General features: G+C 67.2%; 19 protein-coding genes. 13 read left to right on the forward strand and 6 right to left on the reverse strand.

All coding sequences use genetic code 11. The annotated features are described in order from the left end of the window. Positions 1 to 258 precede the first annotated feature (258 nt). Positions 259 to 576, reverse strand: coding sequence for a hypothetical protein (locus LGY53_RS10900; RefSeq protein WP_225726535.1), 318 nt, complete (start codon positions 574 to 576; stop codon positions 259 to 261). 138 nt (positions 577 to 714) lie between these two features. Here LGY53_RS10900 and LGY53_RS10905 point away from each other — a divergent pair, with 138 nt between their 5' ends. The 4 genes from LGY53_RS10905 to LGY53_RS10920 all read left to right on the forward strand — a co-directional run bounded on the left by LGY53_RS10905 (position 715) and on the right by LGY53_RS10920 (position 3,770). Then, a complete protein-coding gene (locus LGY53_RS10905) occupies positions 715 to 1,380 on the forward strand; it encodes a DUF6193 family natural product biosynthesis protein (RefSeq protein WP_225726536.1) in 666 nt (221 codons plus the stop codon). Continuing rightward, positions 1,371 to 1,868, forward strand: a complete 498-nt coding sequence (locus LGY53_RS10910) for an aldo/keto reductase (RefSeq protein ID WP_225726537.1) — start codon at positions 1,371 to 1,373, stop codon at positions 1,866 to 1,868. Before LGY53_RS10905 ends, LGY53_RS10910 begins: the two co-directional genes overlap by 10 nt. 290 nt (positions 1,869 to 2,158) lie before the next feature. Continuing rightward, positions 2,159 to 3,280 (forward strand): serine hydrolase, encoded by a 1,122-nt coding sequence (locus LGY53_RS10915; protein WP_225726538.1) that lies wholly within the window; start codon positions 2,159 to 2,161, stop codon positions 3,278 to 3,280. A 154-nt stretch (positions 3,281 to 3,434) separates the two neighbouring features. Continuing rightward, on the forward strand, positions 3,435 to 3,770 hold the full coding sequence (locus LGY53_RS10920; RefSeq protein ID WP_225726539.1) for a hypothetical protein: 336 nt from the start codon (positions 3,435 to 3,437) through the stop codon (positions 3,768 to 3,770). An 84-nt stretch (positions 3,771 to 3,854) separates the two neighbouring features. Here the strand turns inward: LGY53_RS10920 and LGY53_RS10925 are convergent, their stop codons facing one another. Further along, a complete protein-coding gene (locus tag LGY53_RS10925; protein ID WP_225726540.1) occupies positions 3,855 to 5,015 on the reverse strand; it encodes a hypothetical protein in 1,161 nt (386 codons plus the stop codon). Positions 5,016 to 5,215: 200 nt separating this feature from the next. On the opposite strand from LGY53_RS10925, the gene LGY53_RS10930 reads away from it, so the two are divergent. Both LGY53_RS10930 and LGY53_RS10935 read left to right on the forward strand, forming a co-directional pair. Next, positions 5,216 to 5,389 (forward strand): hypothetical protein, encoded by a 174-nt coding sequence (locus tag LGY53_RS10930; protein ID WP_225726541.1) that lies wholly within the window; start codon positions 5,216 to 5,218, stop codon positions 5,387 to 5,389. A gap of 111 nt (positions 5,390 to 5,500) precedes the next feature. Beyond that, positions 5,501 to 6,211, forward strand: a complete 711-nt coding sequence (locus LGY53_RS10935; RefSeq protein WP_225726542.1) for a PIG-L deacetylase family protein — start codon at positions 5,501 to 5,503, stop codon at positions 6,209 to 6,211. Here LGY53_RS10935 and LGY53_RS10940 read toward each other — a convergent pair. After that, positions 6,196 to 6,750 (reverse strand): HD domain-containing protein, encoded by a 555-nt coding sequence (locus LGY53_RS10940; protein WP_225726543.1) that lies wholly within the window; start codon positions 6,748 to 6,750, stop codon positions 6,196 to 6,198. The genes LGY53_RS10935 and LGY53_RS10940 overlap by 16 nt on opposite strands. Positions 6,751 to 6,867: 117 nt before the next feature. Between LGY53_RS10940 and LGY53_RS10945 the strand changes: the two genes are divergently transcribed. From LGY53_RS10945 to LGY53_RS10955, 3 genes are all read left to right on the forward strand, one after another. Further along, positions 6,868 to 8,031, forward strand: a complete 1,164-nt coding sequence (locus LGY53_RS10945) for a glycosyltransferase (RefSeq protein ID WP_225726544.1) — start codon at positions 6,868 to 6,870, stop codon at positions 8,029 to 8,031. Between the two features lie 186 nt (positions 8,032 to 8,217). Beyond that, the gene (locus tag LGY53_RS10950; RefSeq protein WP_167476376.1) at positions 8,218 to 8,412 is read left to right on the forward strand and encodes a DUF3046 domain-containing protein; all 195 of its coding nucleotides are present in this window, start codon (positions 8,218 to 8,220) and stop codon (positions 8,410 to 8,412) included. Between the two features lie 16 nt (positions 8,413 to 8,428). After that, positions 8,429 to 9,145, forward strand: coding sequence for an aminoglycoside 3'-phosphotransferase (locus LGY53_RS10955; RefSeq protein WP_225726545.1), 717 nt, complete (start codon positions 8,429 to 8,431; stop codon positions 9,143 to 9,145). Here the strand turns inward: LGY53_RS10955 and LGY53_RS10960 are convergent. Then, the gene (locus LGY53_RS10960; protein ID WP_225726546.1) at positions 9,118 to 9,663 is read right to left on the reverse strand and encodes a CGNR zinc finger domain-containing protein; all 546 of its coding nucleotides are present in this window, start codon (positions 9,661 to 9,663) and stop codon (positions 9,118 to 9,120) included. The genes LGY53_RS10955 and LGY53_RS10960 overlap by 28 nt on opposite strands. Positions 9,664 to 9,800: 137 nt before the next feature. Between LGY53_RS10960 and LGY53_RS10965 the strand changes: the two genes are divergently transcribed. Genes LGY53_RS10965 through LGY53_RS10975 form a run of 3 tightly spaced genes read left to right on the forward strand, consistent with a single transcriptional unit; the run spans position 9,801 to position 11,649 of the window. Next, positions 9,801 to 10,253, forward strand: a complete 453-nt coding sequence (locus tag LGY53_RS10965; protein ID WP_225726547.1) for a VOC family protein — start codon at positions 9,801 to 9,803, stop codon at positions 10,251 to 10,253. Positions 10,254 to 10,311: 58 nt separating this feature from the next. Further along, the gene (locus tag LGY53_RS10970) at positions 10,312 to 11,196 is read left to right on the forward strand and encodes a pyridoxamine 5'-phosphate oxidase family protein (protein WP_225726548.1); all 885 of its coding nucleotides are present in this window, start codon (positions 10,312 to 10,314) and stop codon (positions 11,194 to 11,196) included. A gap of 9 nt (positions 11,197 to 11,205) precedes the next feature. After that, positions 11,206 to 11,649: a nuclear transport factor 2 family protein gene (locus tag LGY53_RS10975; protein ID WP_225726549.1), complete on the forward strand. Its 444-nt coding sequence runs from the start codon at positions 11,206 to 11,208 to the stop codon at positions 11,647 to 11,649. 59 nt (positions 11,650 to 11,708) lie between these two features. Here the strand turns inward: LGY53_RS10975 and LGY53_RS10980 are convergent, their stop codons facing one another. Next, complete coding sequence (locus LGY53_RS10980; protein WP_225726550.1) at positions 11,709 to 13,115, reverse strand: MFS transporter; 1,407 nt, start codon at positions 13,113 to 13,115, stop codon at positions 11,709 to 11,711. 100 nt (positions 13,116 to 13,215) lie between these two features. On the opposite strand from LGY53_RS10980, the gene LGY53_RS10985 reads away from it, so the two are divergent. Beyond that, positions 13,216 to 14,238: an Lrp/AsnC family transcriptional regulator gene (locus LGY53_RS10985; protein WP_225726551.1), complete on the forward strand. Its 1,023-nt coding sequence runs from the start codon at positions 13,216 to 13,218 to the stop codon at positions 14,236 to 14,238. A 76-nt stretch (positions 14,239 to 14,314) separates the two neighbouring features. Here the strand turns inward: LGY53_RS10985 and LGY53_RS10990 are convergent, their stop codons facing one another. Beyond that, the gene (locus LGY53_RS10990; RefSeq protein ID WP_225726552.1) at positions 14,315 to 15,199 is read right to left on the reverse strand and encodes an SDR family oxidoreductase; all 885 of its coding nucleotides are present in this window, start codon (positions 15,197 to 15,199) and stop codon (positions 14,315 to 14,317) included. Positions 15,200 to 15,208: the final 9 nt, after the last annotated feature.

Below are 15,208 nucleotides of genomic sequence, written 5' to 3' on the forward strand. Positions count from 1 at the left end.
AGTAACCGACGGATACCCGTGTCGACACTGGTCACGAGCTTGCCGATGCGCCGCGCGGATGGCGGCACATCAATGGTCGCACGCGTAACGCGGTGTCCGAAGGGAATCGGCCGCGCGCCAGAAACATTCACTCCGGATGTGCGGACGGTGTGTTCCCCGAGGCCGAGATGATCTCGGCGCGTTGATCTTCCAGTGCTTGCCGAAGGTCATTCGGTGAAGGCGGCTGGCGACGATCACCAGCCGCCTTCCGCTGACCACCTACCGGGCCGCCGATGCCGACCAACCGTAATAAGTGGCTGAAGTGCCCGGAGCCACAACCGAAGTGGGTTCACCCGTGCAGTTGTTGGACGCGTACACGAAGAAGCTACGCGTGCTGCGGTTGTCGAAGCGGATATCGCGCGGGAAGCCGCTGGCCCAGCACGAGTCCAGGTTGCTCAGCTCGAGCGTGTTGTCGACGATGACCACTTCTCGGCGGTCTCCGCCCCCGAAAGAGCCGGTCGGGATGGCCGATGCGGCCGGAGCCGCCACCGAAATCGCAGCGACAGCACCCACAAAAGAGAGAATTCCGAGTTTCACACAGCGATGGTACGTGGACCGATCCGCGAAGCTTCCTAATAGTGGGAGCATGATCCGCGACGCGATAGTGCTCGCGCACCGGTGGTTTCGCCAAGACGCAGTCCGCTTGTGACCGGCGCGACGGGTACCTTGGGCGGCATGGGGGAATCGCTATATCAGGACCTGGTCGACGCGGGTGGCCTCGAGGCCGTACTTCGAACCGCATGTCTCGACTGCGATATCGATATGCGCGACGCTCCGGGCGCCTTCGGTGGCTTCCTGGCCACGGTCAGTAAGCACGACCGCGCCGTGTACATCCTGCCGTTCGTGGACAAACGGCTGTTCCGCGTGCGGCACAAGGTGCGGGCGACGTATCTGAGCTGGCTCGCCACGACCGAGCTGGCGGAGGTCACCGGATCTGCCGCGGCCTGGCTCGGTGGTGCAACCGCGCGGGAGCTGGCGGCCGCGTGGCCGTTCGCCGACTTCGTCGATATTGCCGACGCATACGACAGTGGCGACCGGATCGAGTTCCAGTGGCAGATATACCGCGCATACGAGCGGGACGGCCTGGGCGAGTTCATCGAGGCAGCGCTGCGGGAGCCGCGGCTGCGGCGGATGTATCCATTCAGGTCGATGTTCTGGATGTCGTTTCGACCGACCGCGGACGAGTACCGGGCGCCCGGACCGTGGGTGCGGTCGGCCGGCGACGGACGGTACACGGTCGTCGCGAATCGGCGGGTGGAACCCGACATCACCTACGATGCCGCTGAGGCGGTCCGGGTGTGCCTGGCCGAGATGAACCGCCTCGGCGTCGAATGTCCTTGATCTGGAGCGTACTCCACGGCAACGGCACCTCCGAAGAGATTGTCGGACGTGCCCTGCGCGAATACGCCCGTCGCGACGACATCGTGCTGGCGACCAAACTGGGCCTGCCGATGCACTCGGGACCGGGCGGGTCCGGCCTGAGCCCGCTCGCCGGTGGCCGCGCCACCAAGCCGTGGGGCGACCGTTCGACCCGGCGCGCCGAAACCAATCGCGATGTCGACTTCGACGGCCGCCCACTGATTTTCGATACCGACAAGGCGATCGTCGACGCGATCGAGCGAATTGCCCAGCAGCGCGGGATGTCCATGGCTCAGGTCGCCCTGGCGTGGGTACTGAAGAACCCGGTCGTCGATGCCCCGGTCGTCGGCGCCACCACGCCGCACCACCTCGCCGAGGCAGTCGCCGCGCTCGACATCCGCCTCACCGACACCGAGATCCGCTCCCTCGAAGAACCCTATGTCACCCGCACACCGACATATTTCGGATAGTTCGATTATCTTGTGCGGCAACGACACTGGGCTGCGGTACCAGACTGCCGGTGCGAGGGGATCAACACCACCGAGGCGCAAGCAGGCGACGTCGTCCCGGGTCTAGGCGAGAACTGCGTGTCCTGACATACCACGTAGGATGGCCGCAGCGTCAGGGATCGTGGTCTGTGCCGGATGATAATTCGTCCGCACCAGCTGCTGCCGTGTCCAAGCGACTGATACTCGAGTTCGAGGTGCGGCAGTACCACAGTCCAATGTGGTTGCGGGCCTTGGGTTCCTACCGTCGGATCATGCGTTTACAAGCCTTTACCGTCCCGGTCTGCGCGGCAGCGGTGCTGATGTCCGCCTGCACCGCGAGCCCGGTCGAGCCCTCCGCGATACCGTCAGCGGCCGTCGACAGGGTGCGCGGCGATCTCGACGCGTTGATCCGCTCCGGCGCGGTCGGGGCGGTGGCCACGCTCTCCGAAAACGGCGTGAACATCGTCGTCGCTTCCGGTGTCGCCGATATCGCCGCAGGGTCGCCGATCCCTACCGATATTCCCGAACATGTCAGGGCCGGCAGCATTACCAAGACGTTCACCGCCGCCATCGCGCTGCAACTGGTGGCCGAACGCCGGGTCGACCTCGACCGGTCGATCGACACCTATCTGCCCGGCCTGCTCATCGGCGACGGTGTCGATGGGCGCGCGATCACCGTCCGTCAGATCCTGGGGCATCGAAGTGGGCTGCCTGCAGCGACCGAATCCCCGGAGACCGACGAGTACGACGCGGCACGGGACGGCCGCACCTTCAATCCCGGCCAGGAGATCGCCCTGGCGTTGCGGCGTCCCGCACAGTTCGTCCCCGGCACCCGATTCCAATACACCAATACCAACTACATCGTCGCCGGCATGTTGATCGAGGCGGTGACCGGACGCCGCTACACCGATGAACTGCGCGACCGCATTCTCACTCCGCTGGGCCTGTCCGACACCTACTTACCTGCCACCGGCGAAACCGGTCTGCGCGACCCGCATCCGACCGGCTACGCCACCATCAACGGCACCGTCACCGATGTGACGCGCATCGAGCCGTCACAGCCGTGGACGTCGGGTGCGTTGGTCAGCACCGGCGCCGACCTGAACCGCTTCTACACCGCACTGCTGGCCGGGCAGGTGGTACCGCAGGCCCAGCTACAGCAGATGCTCAACGGGGTCGATATGGGCAACGGTGACGGCATGTCCTACGGTCTCGGCCTCGCATACACCCAACTACCTTGCGGCACAAAGGTTTTCGGCCATGTAGGTGGCGTCCGAGGGTTCTCCGCCGTCTCCTTCGCCACCACGGCCGGGCGCGCGGTCACCTTCTCCTACACCGGCACACCCACCACCCGGGACGTCCCCGGTTTGCTCACCCACGCATTGTGCGGGTGATCCGCTTGACGAATTCGACCATCGGACAACGTATTCGAGCGCCGTTGCTTGTTCGGGCCGCCCGAACAGGCGCTCCACCACTAGCATCACCAATGTGGACGACCGGGACCAGCCGAGCGAGCGGGTTGTCGAGCAGCGGCTGCGAAACCGAGCGATGGAGGCGCTGGAAATCCTCGCCGAAGGAGACGAAGGTGTTCGTACCTGGGGGAACGCGGAGTACGTCAACGAGTTCTTCGACACGATCGACGACGACGCGCCATGGCGATGGCGCGAATCGTCAACGTTCACACCGGCAGAGGTGACTGTGCTCGACAGGGTTCAGCGAGTACTCCTCGATGCCTGCGCCGCGACGCCGCGGATCTGCTCCGATGCGGAGTTCATCGCTTCGGGCTGGCCCGGCCGGATCAAACCGGTCGCGGTCGCGGCGCTGGAACTGATGCGGGCGAGAGGCCGTTTCCGCGAGGAAGACGAGCCTTCGAGTACAAGCTGATACTCGCGAGATCAACTGCGGCCCAACGGTTGTGCTCACTCGTACGCCCGCGTTATGTGCGAGGTGAGTGCCGACTTGGGTCGATCAGGTGATGCTCCAGCTGATCGGCTTGTTCAGATCCCGCAAGGCCCTGTCGTATTGCTTGCGTTTGAACCGGAACGGGCCGAACGCGGTGTAGTCACGTGCCGGACGATAGGGCTGTTCTATACGATCCCAGATGACGAAGTCGTCGGTCACGGTGATCTCGGCCAGCAGCGGCCAGCAGCCCCATTCGCCGCATTCGCACACGAGCACGGGTATCTTCGATCCCATTGCCATGGTGGACATTCCGTGGAAGTGGGCATCCATCCGCAGCGACCGCGCGTACGCGGGGACGAGGCCACCGTATGCTCCGCCTGCGGGCCGCATGCCCGCGTCGAGCTCGAACCTGTCGATCAGATCGGTGAGCGGCACACCGTCGACCCGTGGGATGACCCGGTCACGTCGCATGATCGGAAGGCTGCCCGCGCGGGCCCAGTGGCGTGGGCGGGGGAATTGGAATTGCCTGTCGAACTGGATCTTGTTGATGGGGATGGTGCGGTCGGTTCTCGCCGGTGTGCCGTGGCGAAATTCGGTATCGCCGGTGTATCCATAGGCGGCTGCGGCTTCTCCCAGCTCGCCGATGACGATGCGGCCGGGGTAGTAGCGGCGCGGGTAGCGGTTTCGGTAGTAGCGGTTCCAGTAGCTGGTTACGCGTTGGCTGGTCAGGTGGAGGAATTCGGGATTGGCGGCCGCGAACCGTCCGTAAGCCTCGTGCTGGGCGGTCTCGACTGTAACGACATCGGTGAGCCCGTCTTTGATGTCGAGGACAATGTCGAGCACATATTCGCCGACAAGTTCGACGACGTAGGGGACGATCCACGGGTCGGTGGCGTTGATGATCTGTCTGAGATGGCGTTGGCGCACATAGCCGTCGCTGTGGCGGCTGTAGAGGCAATGCAGAATCTTGGTCTGCGTCGCCGACAGCCGACGTGAAATGTGCTCGGCTGGTTCAGGATTGCAAACGCGGTACGGAATGTTCAGGTGCTCACCACCGACCCAGACACTGCAACCATTCTCAATCAACGGCAAGTGGCCGACCGGCAACATCTGCGCGACGACGCACACGTCATCGGCAAGGGCCGCAGGAAATGCGGCGAGCAGCGTGGTGAGAAGAGTGGCCTGGTCATCGGTTCCGTCGGAAACCGGCCACTTTCCGGGCCTCACCGGTACGGGTGCACAGCACCCTTTCCATAGGAGAAGATCACGACCCAATCGTATACGGCCTCACCCGAATCTCAGGGACAACCCTGATTTCCACCCGGATATCGGCTCTCACCTGGTGATTTCTCGGCCGATGCCTGCCAGCATGGAGTTGTCGGATCGCCACGGCGGCGGTTGTCGGAGCAAGCCTTCGGAGGCACGAAATGTTGTGGAAGATCATCGGTATCGTCGCGGTCGTCTGGATCGCGCTGGCCATTCTGGGTGCGCTGATCAAGGGACTGTTCCCGATTCTGGTGATCAGCGCCATCGTCTTCGGGCTGTACCTGCTGTACAAGGCGGTGTCGGGCTCGAACAACAACACGGTCAGCAAGCTTTAGCGCCGGGTGGCGGATGCCGGGAATCATCCGCTGTCGGTGTGCGTATGAGGCCGCGCGCTCGCTCTGCCCGCGAGCGCGCGGCCTTCCTCGTATCGGGTTGAATATCGTTTCGTGGAACAGATTCCGGAGGACTGGGAGCGCGCGCTGGTCATCGTCGCGCATCCCGATGACATCGAATACGGTCCGGCGGCCGCGGTGGCGCGCTGGACCGGGCAGGGCAAGGATGTCCGCTATGTGCTGGTGACCAGCGGTGAGGCGGGTATCGCCGGACTGCCGCCCGCCGAATCGGGTCCGTTGCGTGAGGCGGAGGAGATCGCGTCGGCCAAGGCGGTCGGCGTGGACGAGGTGGAATTCCTCGGCTATCCGGATGGCCGGGTGCAGGAAAGTTTGGAGCTGCGGCGCGATCTGGCGCGGGCGATCCGGCGGCATCGACCGGAACTGGTGGTGCTGGCCAACTTCGGTGATACCTGGCGGCAGGGTTATGCGAACAGCGCCGATCATCGGGCTGTCGGCCGGGCCGGGCTCGACGCCATTTCGGATGCGGGCAACGAGTGGATCTTCCCGGAGCTCGCGGAGCTCGCGCCGTGGTCGGTGCGCTGGGCGGCGGTGGCGAGTCCGACGGTGACGCATGCGGTGGATGTCACCGAAACTGTCGGCAAGGCAATCGAATCGCTGTCCGAGCATCGCCGCTACCTCGAGGTGTTGAGCCCGGAACCGGTCGCGGATCAGGTGCGCGCCATCGTCGATCGATCGACCGCTCCGATCGATGGTTTCCCGGCCGAGCGCGCCGTCGGCTTCGAGCTGTATTACTTCGCGGGCTGAATCGCCTGCGCCGCAACGCGTTCGACGACCGCGCGCCACGATTTCAGCGGCGTGACGGCCAGTCCGACCACCTTGCCCGCGTCGTCGGCGCGGCGCAGGGTGACGGCGGCCGCGAAATCCGGGTCGGCGCGGAACTTTTCGGCCTCGGCCGGATCCATCGGACCGCCCTGCGCGATCAGTGTGCGCCGGCTGGACGGGGAGAGGGTGTGCGCGATGTCGGTGGCGGCGAGGTATCGCTTTGCGACGACGTGCAATTCGACGAGCCGCGCCACCCGCGCGCCGAGCAGCGCGTGTACGGCTGCGGCGCCGTTGCGGCCGTGTCCCGCATCGTCGCCCGGCGCCAGTTTGTGCCCGATATCGTGGACCAACCCGGCGACCTGAAGTTCCTCATCGTCGGGTTGCCATTGCCGCAGCAGTTCGGCGCATTGCAGATCGTGGTCGAGGATGTCGACGGGGTCGCCGCCGCGGTCGGGCATATCCCAGGTGTCGGCGCAGTCGGCCAGCAGGGCGAACAATTCGTCGACGGTGGATATCCGCATCGGTACTCCCAGCTCGGAACGTATTGGTCTAGACCGTAGGCGGCGTAGGTGAAATGCGGGTGAAGTCTCGGCGTAGCGGTGCGATCATGCCGACGACGGGTGTGGCACGCTAGGCGGATGCGAGTAGCCGTCGTCGCGGGGCCCGATCCCGGGCATGCCTTCCCCGCGATCGCGCTGTGCCTGCGCTTCCTGGCCGCGGGCGACGAACCGGTGCTGTTCACCGGCCCGCGCTGGTTCGAGCAGGCCAAGGCGGCGGGCATCGCGGTGCGCAGGCTGAAGGGTTTGGCACCGCGCCCGAACGAGGACGACGCCGATGCGGGCAGGCGCATTCACGAACGGGCGGCGCATATTTCGACCGAGATCCTGCCCGACCTCGGCGCCATGCTGCCGGAACTCGTGGTCTCCGATGTGCTGACCGCGGGCGGTGGTATGGCCGCCGAACGGCTCGGCGTGCCGTGGGTCGAGCTGTCCCCGCATCCGCTGTACCTGCCGTCGAAGGCGTTGCCGCCCATCGGAAGTGGGCTCGCGGCGGGTGTCGGCGTGCGCGGCCGGATGCGCGACCGGCTGCTGCGCGCGCTCAGCGCCCGTGCGGTGCGCCGCGGCGAACTGCAGCGCGCGCAGGCGCGTCGCGGAATCGGCCTGCCGGCAACGGATCCCGGCCCGGCCGCCCGACTGGTGGCCACCCTGCCCGCGTTGGAGGTCCCGCGCCCGGATTGGCCGGAGCGCGCACACGTGATCGGCCCGCTGTTCTGGGAGCCGACCGAGGCCGTCCTGCCCGCGCCGCCGGGCGACGGTCCGCTGGTGATGGTGGCCCCGTCCACGGCGCACACGGGTGTCACGGGCATGGTCGAGACGGTGCTGCGGGCACTGGCCGGAACCGGTGTGCGAGCGGCCGTTTCCACGCTCGACACGCCACCCACCGACCTACCGTCCTGGGCCACAGCGGGTTTGGGGCGGCAGGACGAACTGCTCCGGCAGGCAGCCGTGGTGGTCGGCGGCGGTGGGCACGGTCTGCTCGCCAAATCGCTGTCGGCCGGTGTGCCGATCGTCACCGTTCCGGGTGGCGGCGATCAGTGGGAGTTGGCCAACCGCGCTGTGCGACAAGGTAGTTCGCTACTCGTTCGGCCGTTGACCGCCGAAGCGCTCCGCGCCGCCGTCGAGCGCGTGCTCGCGGAGCCCGGCTTCACGACCGCCGCGCGCCGGGCCGCGGCGGGCGCTACGGACGTCGCCGACCCGATCCGGATCTGTCACGAAGTGCTCGACACCGTGCGCATGCCGTAGCAAGCCTCCCAGGGCCCCTCGCTGTCTGGCCGCATTGTCGTCGTCGCCGATACAACCCCGGTATCGGCTCCTTCTCCACCTGATGAGAGGGGTCCATCGGGGCACGCTCATAACCTTGCCAGGCGACGAGCTGGACCGCGAAGGTGTCCGGCCGGACTCCGAGGACAGGCCTGTATCTTGGGCACGGTGCGGTTGACGGAGTTCCAGGAGCTGTTGCATACCGAATTCGGTGTGGCCCGCGGCGACGCGCTGCTGGCCGATCACGTGATCCCCGCGCTCGGCGGGCGGACCGGATCGGCCGCCATCGAGGCCGGGGTCGATCCGCGCGAGGTCTGGCGGGCGTTGTGCTCGGAATTCGACGTACCGCGAAATCGCTGGTAATCGAGGGATTTCACGGATGGATACCACCGGGCTGCCGCGGGCGGTGGCCGAGGTGCTCGGCGCGGCGCCGACCGTTTCCACCGCGCATGAGGGTATGAGCGGCGGGGTCGTCCTCGTCGACGGGCGGTACTGGGTCAAGCGCGGTCCGCATGCGATCGACGAGCATGCCCGGCTGCGCTGGCTGGCCGAGCACGGGATCGCGGTGCCCGAGGTGGTGGTCTTCGACCGGGATGTGTTGGTGCTCGCCGATGCCGGGGCGCCGAGCCTGGCCCGGCATCCGGCTCCCGGCGCGCTGCTGGGGGAGGCGTTGCGCGGGCTGCACCGGTTGCCGATCGAGACCTGCCCGTTCGACGGGCGGTTGGACGCCGTGCTGGCGCGGGCCGCCGAACGAGTGGCGGCCGGATCGGTGGATCCCGCGGACTACGACTTCGACCACCACGGCCTCGCACCCGAGCAGATTCTGGCGCGGTTGCGCGACGAGCGCCCGGCGGAGCTGGAACTTGTTGTCGCGCACGGTGATTACACGCCATCGAATGTGCTCCTCGGCGGTATTGTGATCGACGTCGGCGCGCTCGGCGTCGCCGATCGCTACCGTGATCTGGCGCTGGCCGTGCGAGACCTGCGCGACGATTTCGGTGCGGGCGAGGTCGAAAGATTCTTCGCGGCATACGGTTTGGCCGAGCCGGACGAGCGGCGGCTGGAGTACTACCGGTTGCTCGACGAATTGTTCTGAGCCTCCGGCTTTTTGGCGTAGTGCCTGGCCGCCTTGGTGCGGTTGCCGCAGGTCGCCATCGAATGCCAGCGCCGGGTGCCGTTCTTGGAGGTGTCGTAGAAGAACAGGACGCACTCCGGGTGGGCGCACTGGCGGATGCGGCCCGGTGCGGTGGCGAGCAGCTGTAGCAGGCTGTCGGCGGCGAGCCAGGCCGGTACCCAAGCGGGATCCGGGATATCGGGGATATCGACGGGGCCCGAGTCGGTGAGGGTGCGCCTGATCCGGCCGCGTTCGAGGATGTCGTTGAGCGCGGTGTGGTTCGCATGCCGCACCGTGTCGTAGATGGCGGTGCGCGCGGCCAGCACCGCGTCCAGGGTGCGCGCGTCCGCGGTGGCCTGGCCGTCGAGTCCGGTGGAGCGCAGCCAGATGGTGAGGCCGTCGACGCCGGTGAGCAGGTCCTGCGGGCCGTCACCGATCCACCGCGTATTCAGCAGGTCCAGTGCCAGCGGTTCGCCGAGATGTGGGCGTGGATCGCGCATGACTGAGGGTATCGACCTCCTCCGATAGGCCGGATGACTAACCATCTATTACTAAATCACCGGTTGACGCGGCTGTGGCCGCCGGTTAGCGTACTAACCACTAAAGCAATATTAACGGTTAGTTTCTGGGAGGGTTCATGACCACCGCGCAGCTCACCACCGGACATATCGGGCTCAATGTGTCCGATCTCGAGCGATCGGTCGAGTTCTACCGGCGGGCATTGGGTTTCGAGCAATTGCGGGCGGGCGGTGCGGCCGGACGCCGCTTCGCGTTCCTCGGCTTCGGCGGTGCGCCGATGTTGACGCTGTGGCAGCAGAGCACCGGCGATTTCGCTACGGAAACACCCGGCCTGCACCATCTTTCGTTCCAGGTCGAGTCCATGGACCAAGTGCGCGAGATCGAGTCGGCGCTGCGCGAGCTGTCGGTGCGGTTCGCCTACGACGGTGTGGTCGCGCACAGCGAGGGTGCGGCGTCGGGCGGCATCTTCTTCGCCGACCCGGACGGCATCCGGCTGGAGGTGTACGCGCCCGCCGGCGCCGAGACCGCACCCGCGCCGAGCGGCGACGCGCCGACGTGCGGATTTTTCTGAGCCGCAGCGTTGTTGCTCCGAGAGCATGCCGAATGCCCGGCCCGACAAGAGGTTTGCCATGACACCCTTTCACTCCGGTGAACTCGCGGTCCAACGGCGCATGGGTCAGGCGGATACGGCGACGCGGGTCGGCCGGATCATCTCGGCCGAAATCCCGCCCGTCGCCGCGCTTTTCCTGGCGGAGCAGCGGTTGGTCGTGCTCGCCGCCGCCGATGCGGACGGCCGGATGTGGGCGAGTCAGCTCACCGGCGCGCCAGGTTTCGTGCGAGCCGTCGACACCGGGACGATCGGTATCGCGGCCCGGCCCGTGCCGGGAGATCCGTTGCGGGCGGCCCTCGCTCGGCCGACCCACGTCGGCATGATCGCGCTGCAACCGCAGCGGCGCAGGCGAATGCGGGCCAACGGCACCGCCGAACCCGCGGACTACGGGCTGCGCATCGTCACCGATCAGGTGTACTCGAACTGCCCGAAATACATATCGATCCGGGATATCGAATCCCGGCTGCCCGCCGCCCAGCCGCCGAGTTCGGTGCGCGGCACCGAACTCGACGCCCGCCAGCGGGAGGCGATCGGCGCCGCCGACACCTTCTTCGTCGCCACCGCCGACGCGGAAGGCAATGCCGACGCCTCGCACCGCGGCGGGAATCCCGGCTTCCTGCAGGTGCTTTCGCCCACCCGGCTGCGCTGGCCGGACTACCGGGGTAACTCGATGTTCATGACGTTGGGCAATATCGCCGACGATCCGCGCTGCGGACTGCTGATCCCGGACTGGTCCGGCGGCGCACTACAGCTCACCGGAACCGCCGAACTAATCTGGGATCCGGACACTTTCGCGGCGGGAGCGCAGTGCTCGATCGACTTCACGATCAGCGAGGTGGTGGAGTTGCGCGACGCCTACCCATTGCGCTGGACTCGGCCGGAATTGTCACCCGTCAATCCTTGAAGGGAAATCATGCGACCCCCATTCGACCTCGAATCGGCCAAGGCGAAGGTCCGTGCCGCCGAAAATGCCTGGAACACCCGCGATCCCGAGCGGGTCGCGGACGCGTACACCGCGGATTCGGTGTGGCGCAACCGCGACGAATTCTTCACCGGCCGCGCCGCGATCGTCGAATTCCTGACCAGGAAGTGGGCCAAGGAGAACGGTTACGCGCTGCGGAAGGATCTGTGGGCGTTCGAGGGCAACCGGATCGCGGTGCGATTCCAATACGAATGGCACGACGAGTCCGGGCGGTGGTGGCGCAGCTACGGCAACGAACAGTGGGAATTCGCACCGGACGGCCTGATGTCGCGCCGCGAGGCCAGCATCAACGATGTGCCGATCGCCGAGGCCGATCGGCGGATCTTCGGATCGCGCGGCCCGGACGAGGCGGATGCCGTACTGCCGCAGTGGTAATCGCCTCGCGCGCAACGGCGATGGCACCGTTGCGGGGTGGTGCCATCGCCGGATCCGGCTCAGCCGACGAGGACTTCGTCCGGCGCGGTATCCATCTCCGGTGCGGGTTTCCTCGAGAACAGCCCGAATGCGATGAGCCCCAGCACAATACCCACCGCCGCGGCCACCGCGACCGCCCAGTCGAGTCCGGCCGCGAAGTCCGAGCGCACCGTCGGGTGCTCCGCACCGGCGACCTCACGGAACACCGTCCCGAGCACCGCGACACCGAGCGCGAGCCCGAGCTGGCGTGCGGTGTTCACCGCGCCCGCCGCCATACCGCTCTGCTGCGGCGCCACCGCGGCCATGCCGACCGCCACCAGCGACGGCGCGATGACGCCGATCCCGATCCCGGTGACCACATAACCGAGAATCAGTGCGGTCCAGGATGATTCGCCGTCGATAACGGTCAACAGCCCGGTTCCGGCGCCCGTCACGACCAACCCGCCGCCGATCGTCCACTTAGGGCCGACATCGTGCAGCAACCTGCCGAACACGCCGGACACCAGGAATGACGTCGCGGCCATCGGAAGCATCGACAGCCCGGCATGCAGCGCACTGAGCCGCAGCGGCTGCTGCAACCAGAGCGATACCAGCGGACTGCACGCGAACGCGGCGAAGTTCATGCCCGCCGCGGCGAGCAGGGTGGCCGTGAACTCCCGATTGCGCAGCAGTGAGAGTGGGAACATCGGTGTGGTGGAACGGGATTCGACGATAACAAACAGTACGATCGCGGCCATGCCGACGCCCAGCCCGGCGAGTGCGATGCCGTCGGCCCAGCCGTATTCACCGCCGCGGATGATGCCGAAGGTCAGCGCGGTGGCGAATACCGCGAAGGTGAGCATGCCCGCCAGGTCGACCCGCCGGTCCCGTCGTCGGGTGGACGGCCGGAAAACGATGGCGGACAAGGCGATCGCCACGGCCGCGATCGGCAGGTTCACGAAGAAGATCCAGCGCCACGAGAGCGCGTCGATGAGTACGCCGCCGAGTACGACGCCGACACCGGCGGCCGCACCCGACACCGCACCCCACGCGCCGAACGCGACGCCGCGGTCGCGCCCGGTGTACGTCGCATGCAGCAGCGACAGCGTCGTCGCGAACATCGCCGCACCGCCGATGCCCTGAAGTGCCCGCGCCGCAACGAGAATCGCCGCGGATTCGGCGATGCCACAGACGAGTGAGGCGACCGCGAATACGACGAGCCCCGCCAGATAGACGTGTTTGGCGCCGAATCTATCGGCGAGCGAACCGAATACGAGCAGCAGCGCCGCGAGGGCCAGTGCGTATCCGTCGACCACCCAGGCCAGTCCGGATAGGCCCGTGCCGAGATCGGCGGCGATATCGGGCAGCGCGACGTTCACGATCGTGACGTCGATGAGCAGCATCAGCGTGCCGAGACACGCGGCGAACAGCGGCAGCCATTTCCGCACGGTGGCCTCCAAGATCGAGTGAGGAATATCGACGCCAAGCGTGCGGCATGCTTGAATATCCACCTAGCCGTCCGTCGATTCGTATTGGATTCCGCCTAATATGACCGAGACTCAGTTCGAATCCTCCGTATTGGATCTACTCGATCGACAGATCGTGCACGCCCTGGTGACCGACCCGCGCATCGCCTTCGCACGGCTCGGATCGATCCTGGGCGTCTCCGAACAGACCGTCGCCCGGCGCTATCGGTCGTTGCGGCAGCGCGGCATGCTGCACATCTGCGGCATGGTCAACGCGGTGCCGCTCGGCAGCACCCGGTGGTTGCTGCGCCTGCAGTCCACCCCGGACAAGGCGCTGCGGCTGGCCGAGGCGCTGGCGCGGCTGCCCGATGTGAGCTGGGTGGCGTTGCTGTCCACCGGTTCCGAGGTGACGTGTGTGATCCGGCCACGCACCACCGAACAGCGAGACCGGTTGCTGCTCAACACACTTCCCAAGGCCAGCCAGGTGACCGGACTGCGGGCGTACGAGATGATGCACCGGTTCGAGATGGACGAGGAATGGCCGCGCTTCGGGCATCTACTCACCCCGGATCAGTTGCGGGCGTTGGGACCTCGGCGCGCGCCCCGCGACGACACCGGCCCCGACGCGCCGGTCGAACTGTCGGCGAGCGACGAGGTGATGCTCGCCGCGCTGGCCCGCGACGGCCGTGCCTCCTACGCCCAGCTTGCGGCCGAAACCGGTTGGAGCCCAACCAGAGTCGCGCGCCGCATGGCCGAATTGCAGAAGGCCGGGGTGCTGTACTTCGATATCGATTTCGCCGCCGAGCGCATGGGATACACGGTGCGGGCGACGATCTGGCTGCACGTGCGCCCCGCCCTGCTCGACGCGGTGGGCCGGGCCGTCACGACCCATCCGGAGGTGGCGTTCGTCGCGGCGACCACCGGTCCGTCCAATCTGACGGCGTCGATCGTCTGCCGGGACACCGCGCACCTCTACCGGTACGTCACCGAGCGGCTCGGCCCGCTCGACGGCATCGCCGACGTGGAGGTCACCCCCACTTTGCGGCTGCTGAAACAGCAGCAGGCACTCATGCGCACCGACCGCATCGCGCTCGTTCCGCAGTGAGCGCGGATTCGCCGAATACGGACAGCGCTCGCGAGCCGCATACCGCGGGCGAGGACTGTCCGTCGGCAGATGCGCGTCAGGGCTGGATGTTCTCCAAGTCGTCGAGCAGGCTCGGATGCTCGGGACGCCAGCCGAAGGTCTCCCGGGTAAGGGCGCTCGAGGAGGGCTGGTCGGTGGCGAAGATCGTGCCGAGCGGGCCGAACATCTCTTGCGGCACGGATTCCACGGGGAGCCCGAGCCTGCGACCGATGACCGCGGCGATATCCCGTACGGCGTCACCCTCGTCGGCCACAGCGTGCCACGCGGTCCCGGCCTGCGCCTTTTCCAGGACCAGCCGGAAGAGCACGGCCGCGTCGAGTGCGTGCACGGCCGGCCAACGCTGGGTGCCGTCGCCCGGATAACCGGCCACGCCGTTGCGGCGCGCGGCGTCGGTCAGCACGCCGGCGAATCCGCCTTTGCCCTCGTTGTGCACGGTGCGCGGCATGCGGACCGTCGCGCTCCGGACGCCCTGCGTGGCCAGCTCGAGCACCGCCGTGACAGAGCGGCTGCGGCCCCCGACAAGTCCGTCGGTCGACAGTGGATCGGCCTCGGTGGAGACGCGACCCGGCACCGGCGGCGTACCCGAGACCGTGACGAACGGGCGGTCGCTGCCGACGAGTTCCGCGCCGATGGCCGCCAGCGCGGCGCTCTCCTCGGCGATCGCCGCCGCGACGGCGTCCTGGGAGCTGAAGCCTTCGTGACGGAAGGCCAGGTGGATCACCCCGTCGGCCTTGGCGGCGGCCGCGCGGAGGGTGGGCAGATCGGCGAGGTCGCCGCGGACGGGTTCGGCGCCCGCGGTCCGCAGTGCCGCCGCGGACGAGTCGGTGCGGGCGAGCGCGAGGACGGTGTGGCCGTTGCCGAGCAGTTCGGCGATGACGGCCGAGCCGATCAGGCCGGAGCCGCCGGTGATGAAGACGTGCATATCGCTCCT

It is taken from the genome of Nocardia sp. JCM 34519.1 (assembly GCF_020361265.1).
Classification (GTDB): domain Bacteria; phylum Actinomycetota; class Actinomycetes; order Mycobacteriales; family Mycobacteriaceae; genus Nocardia; species Nocardia arthritidis_A.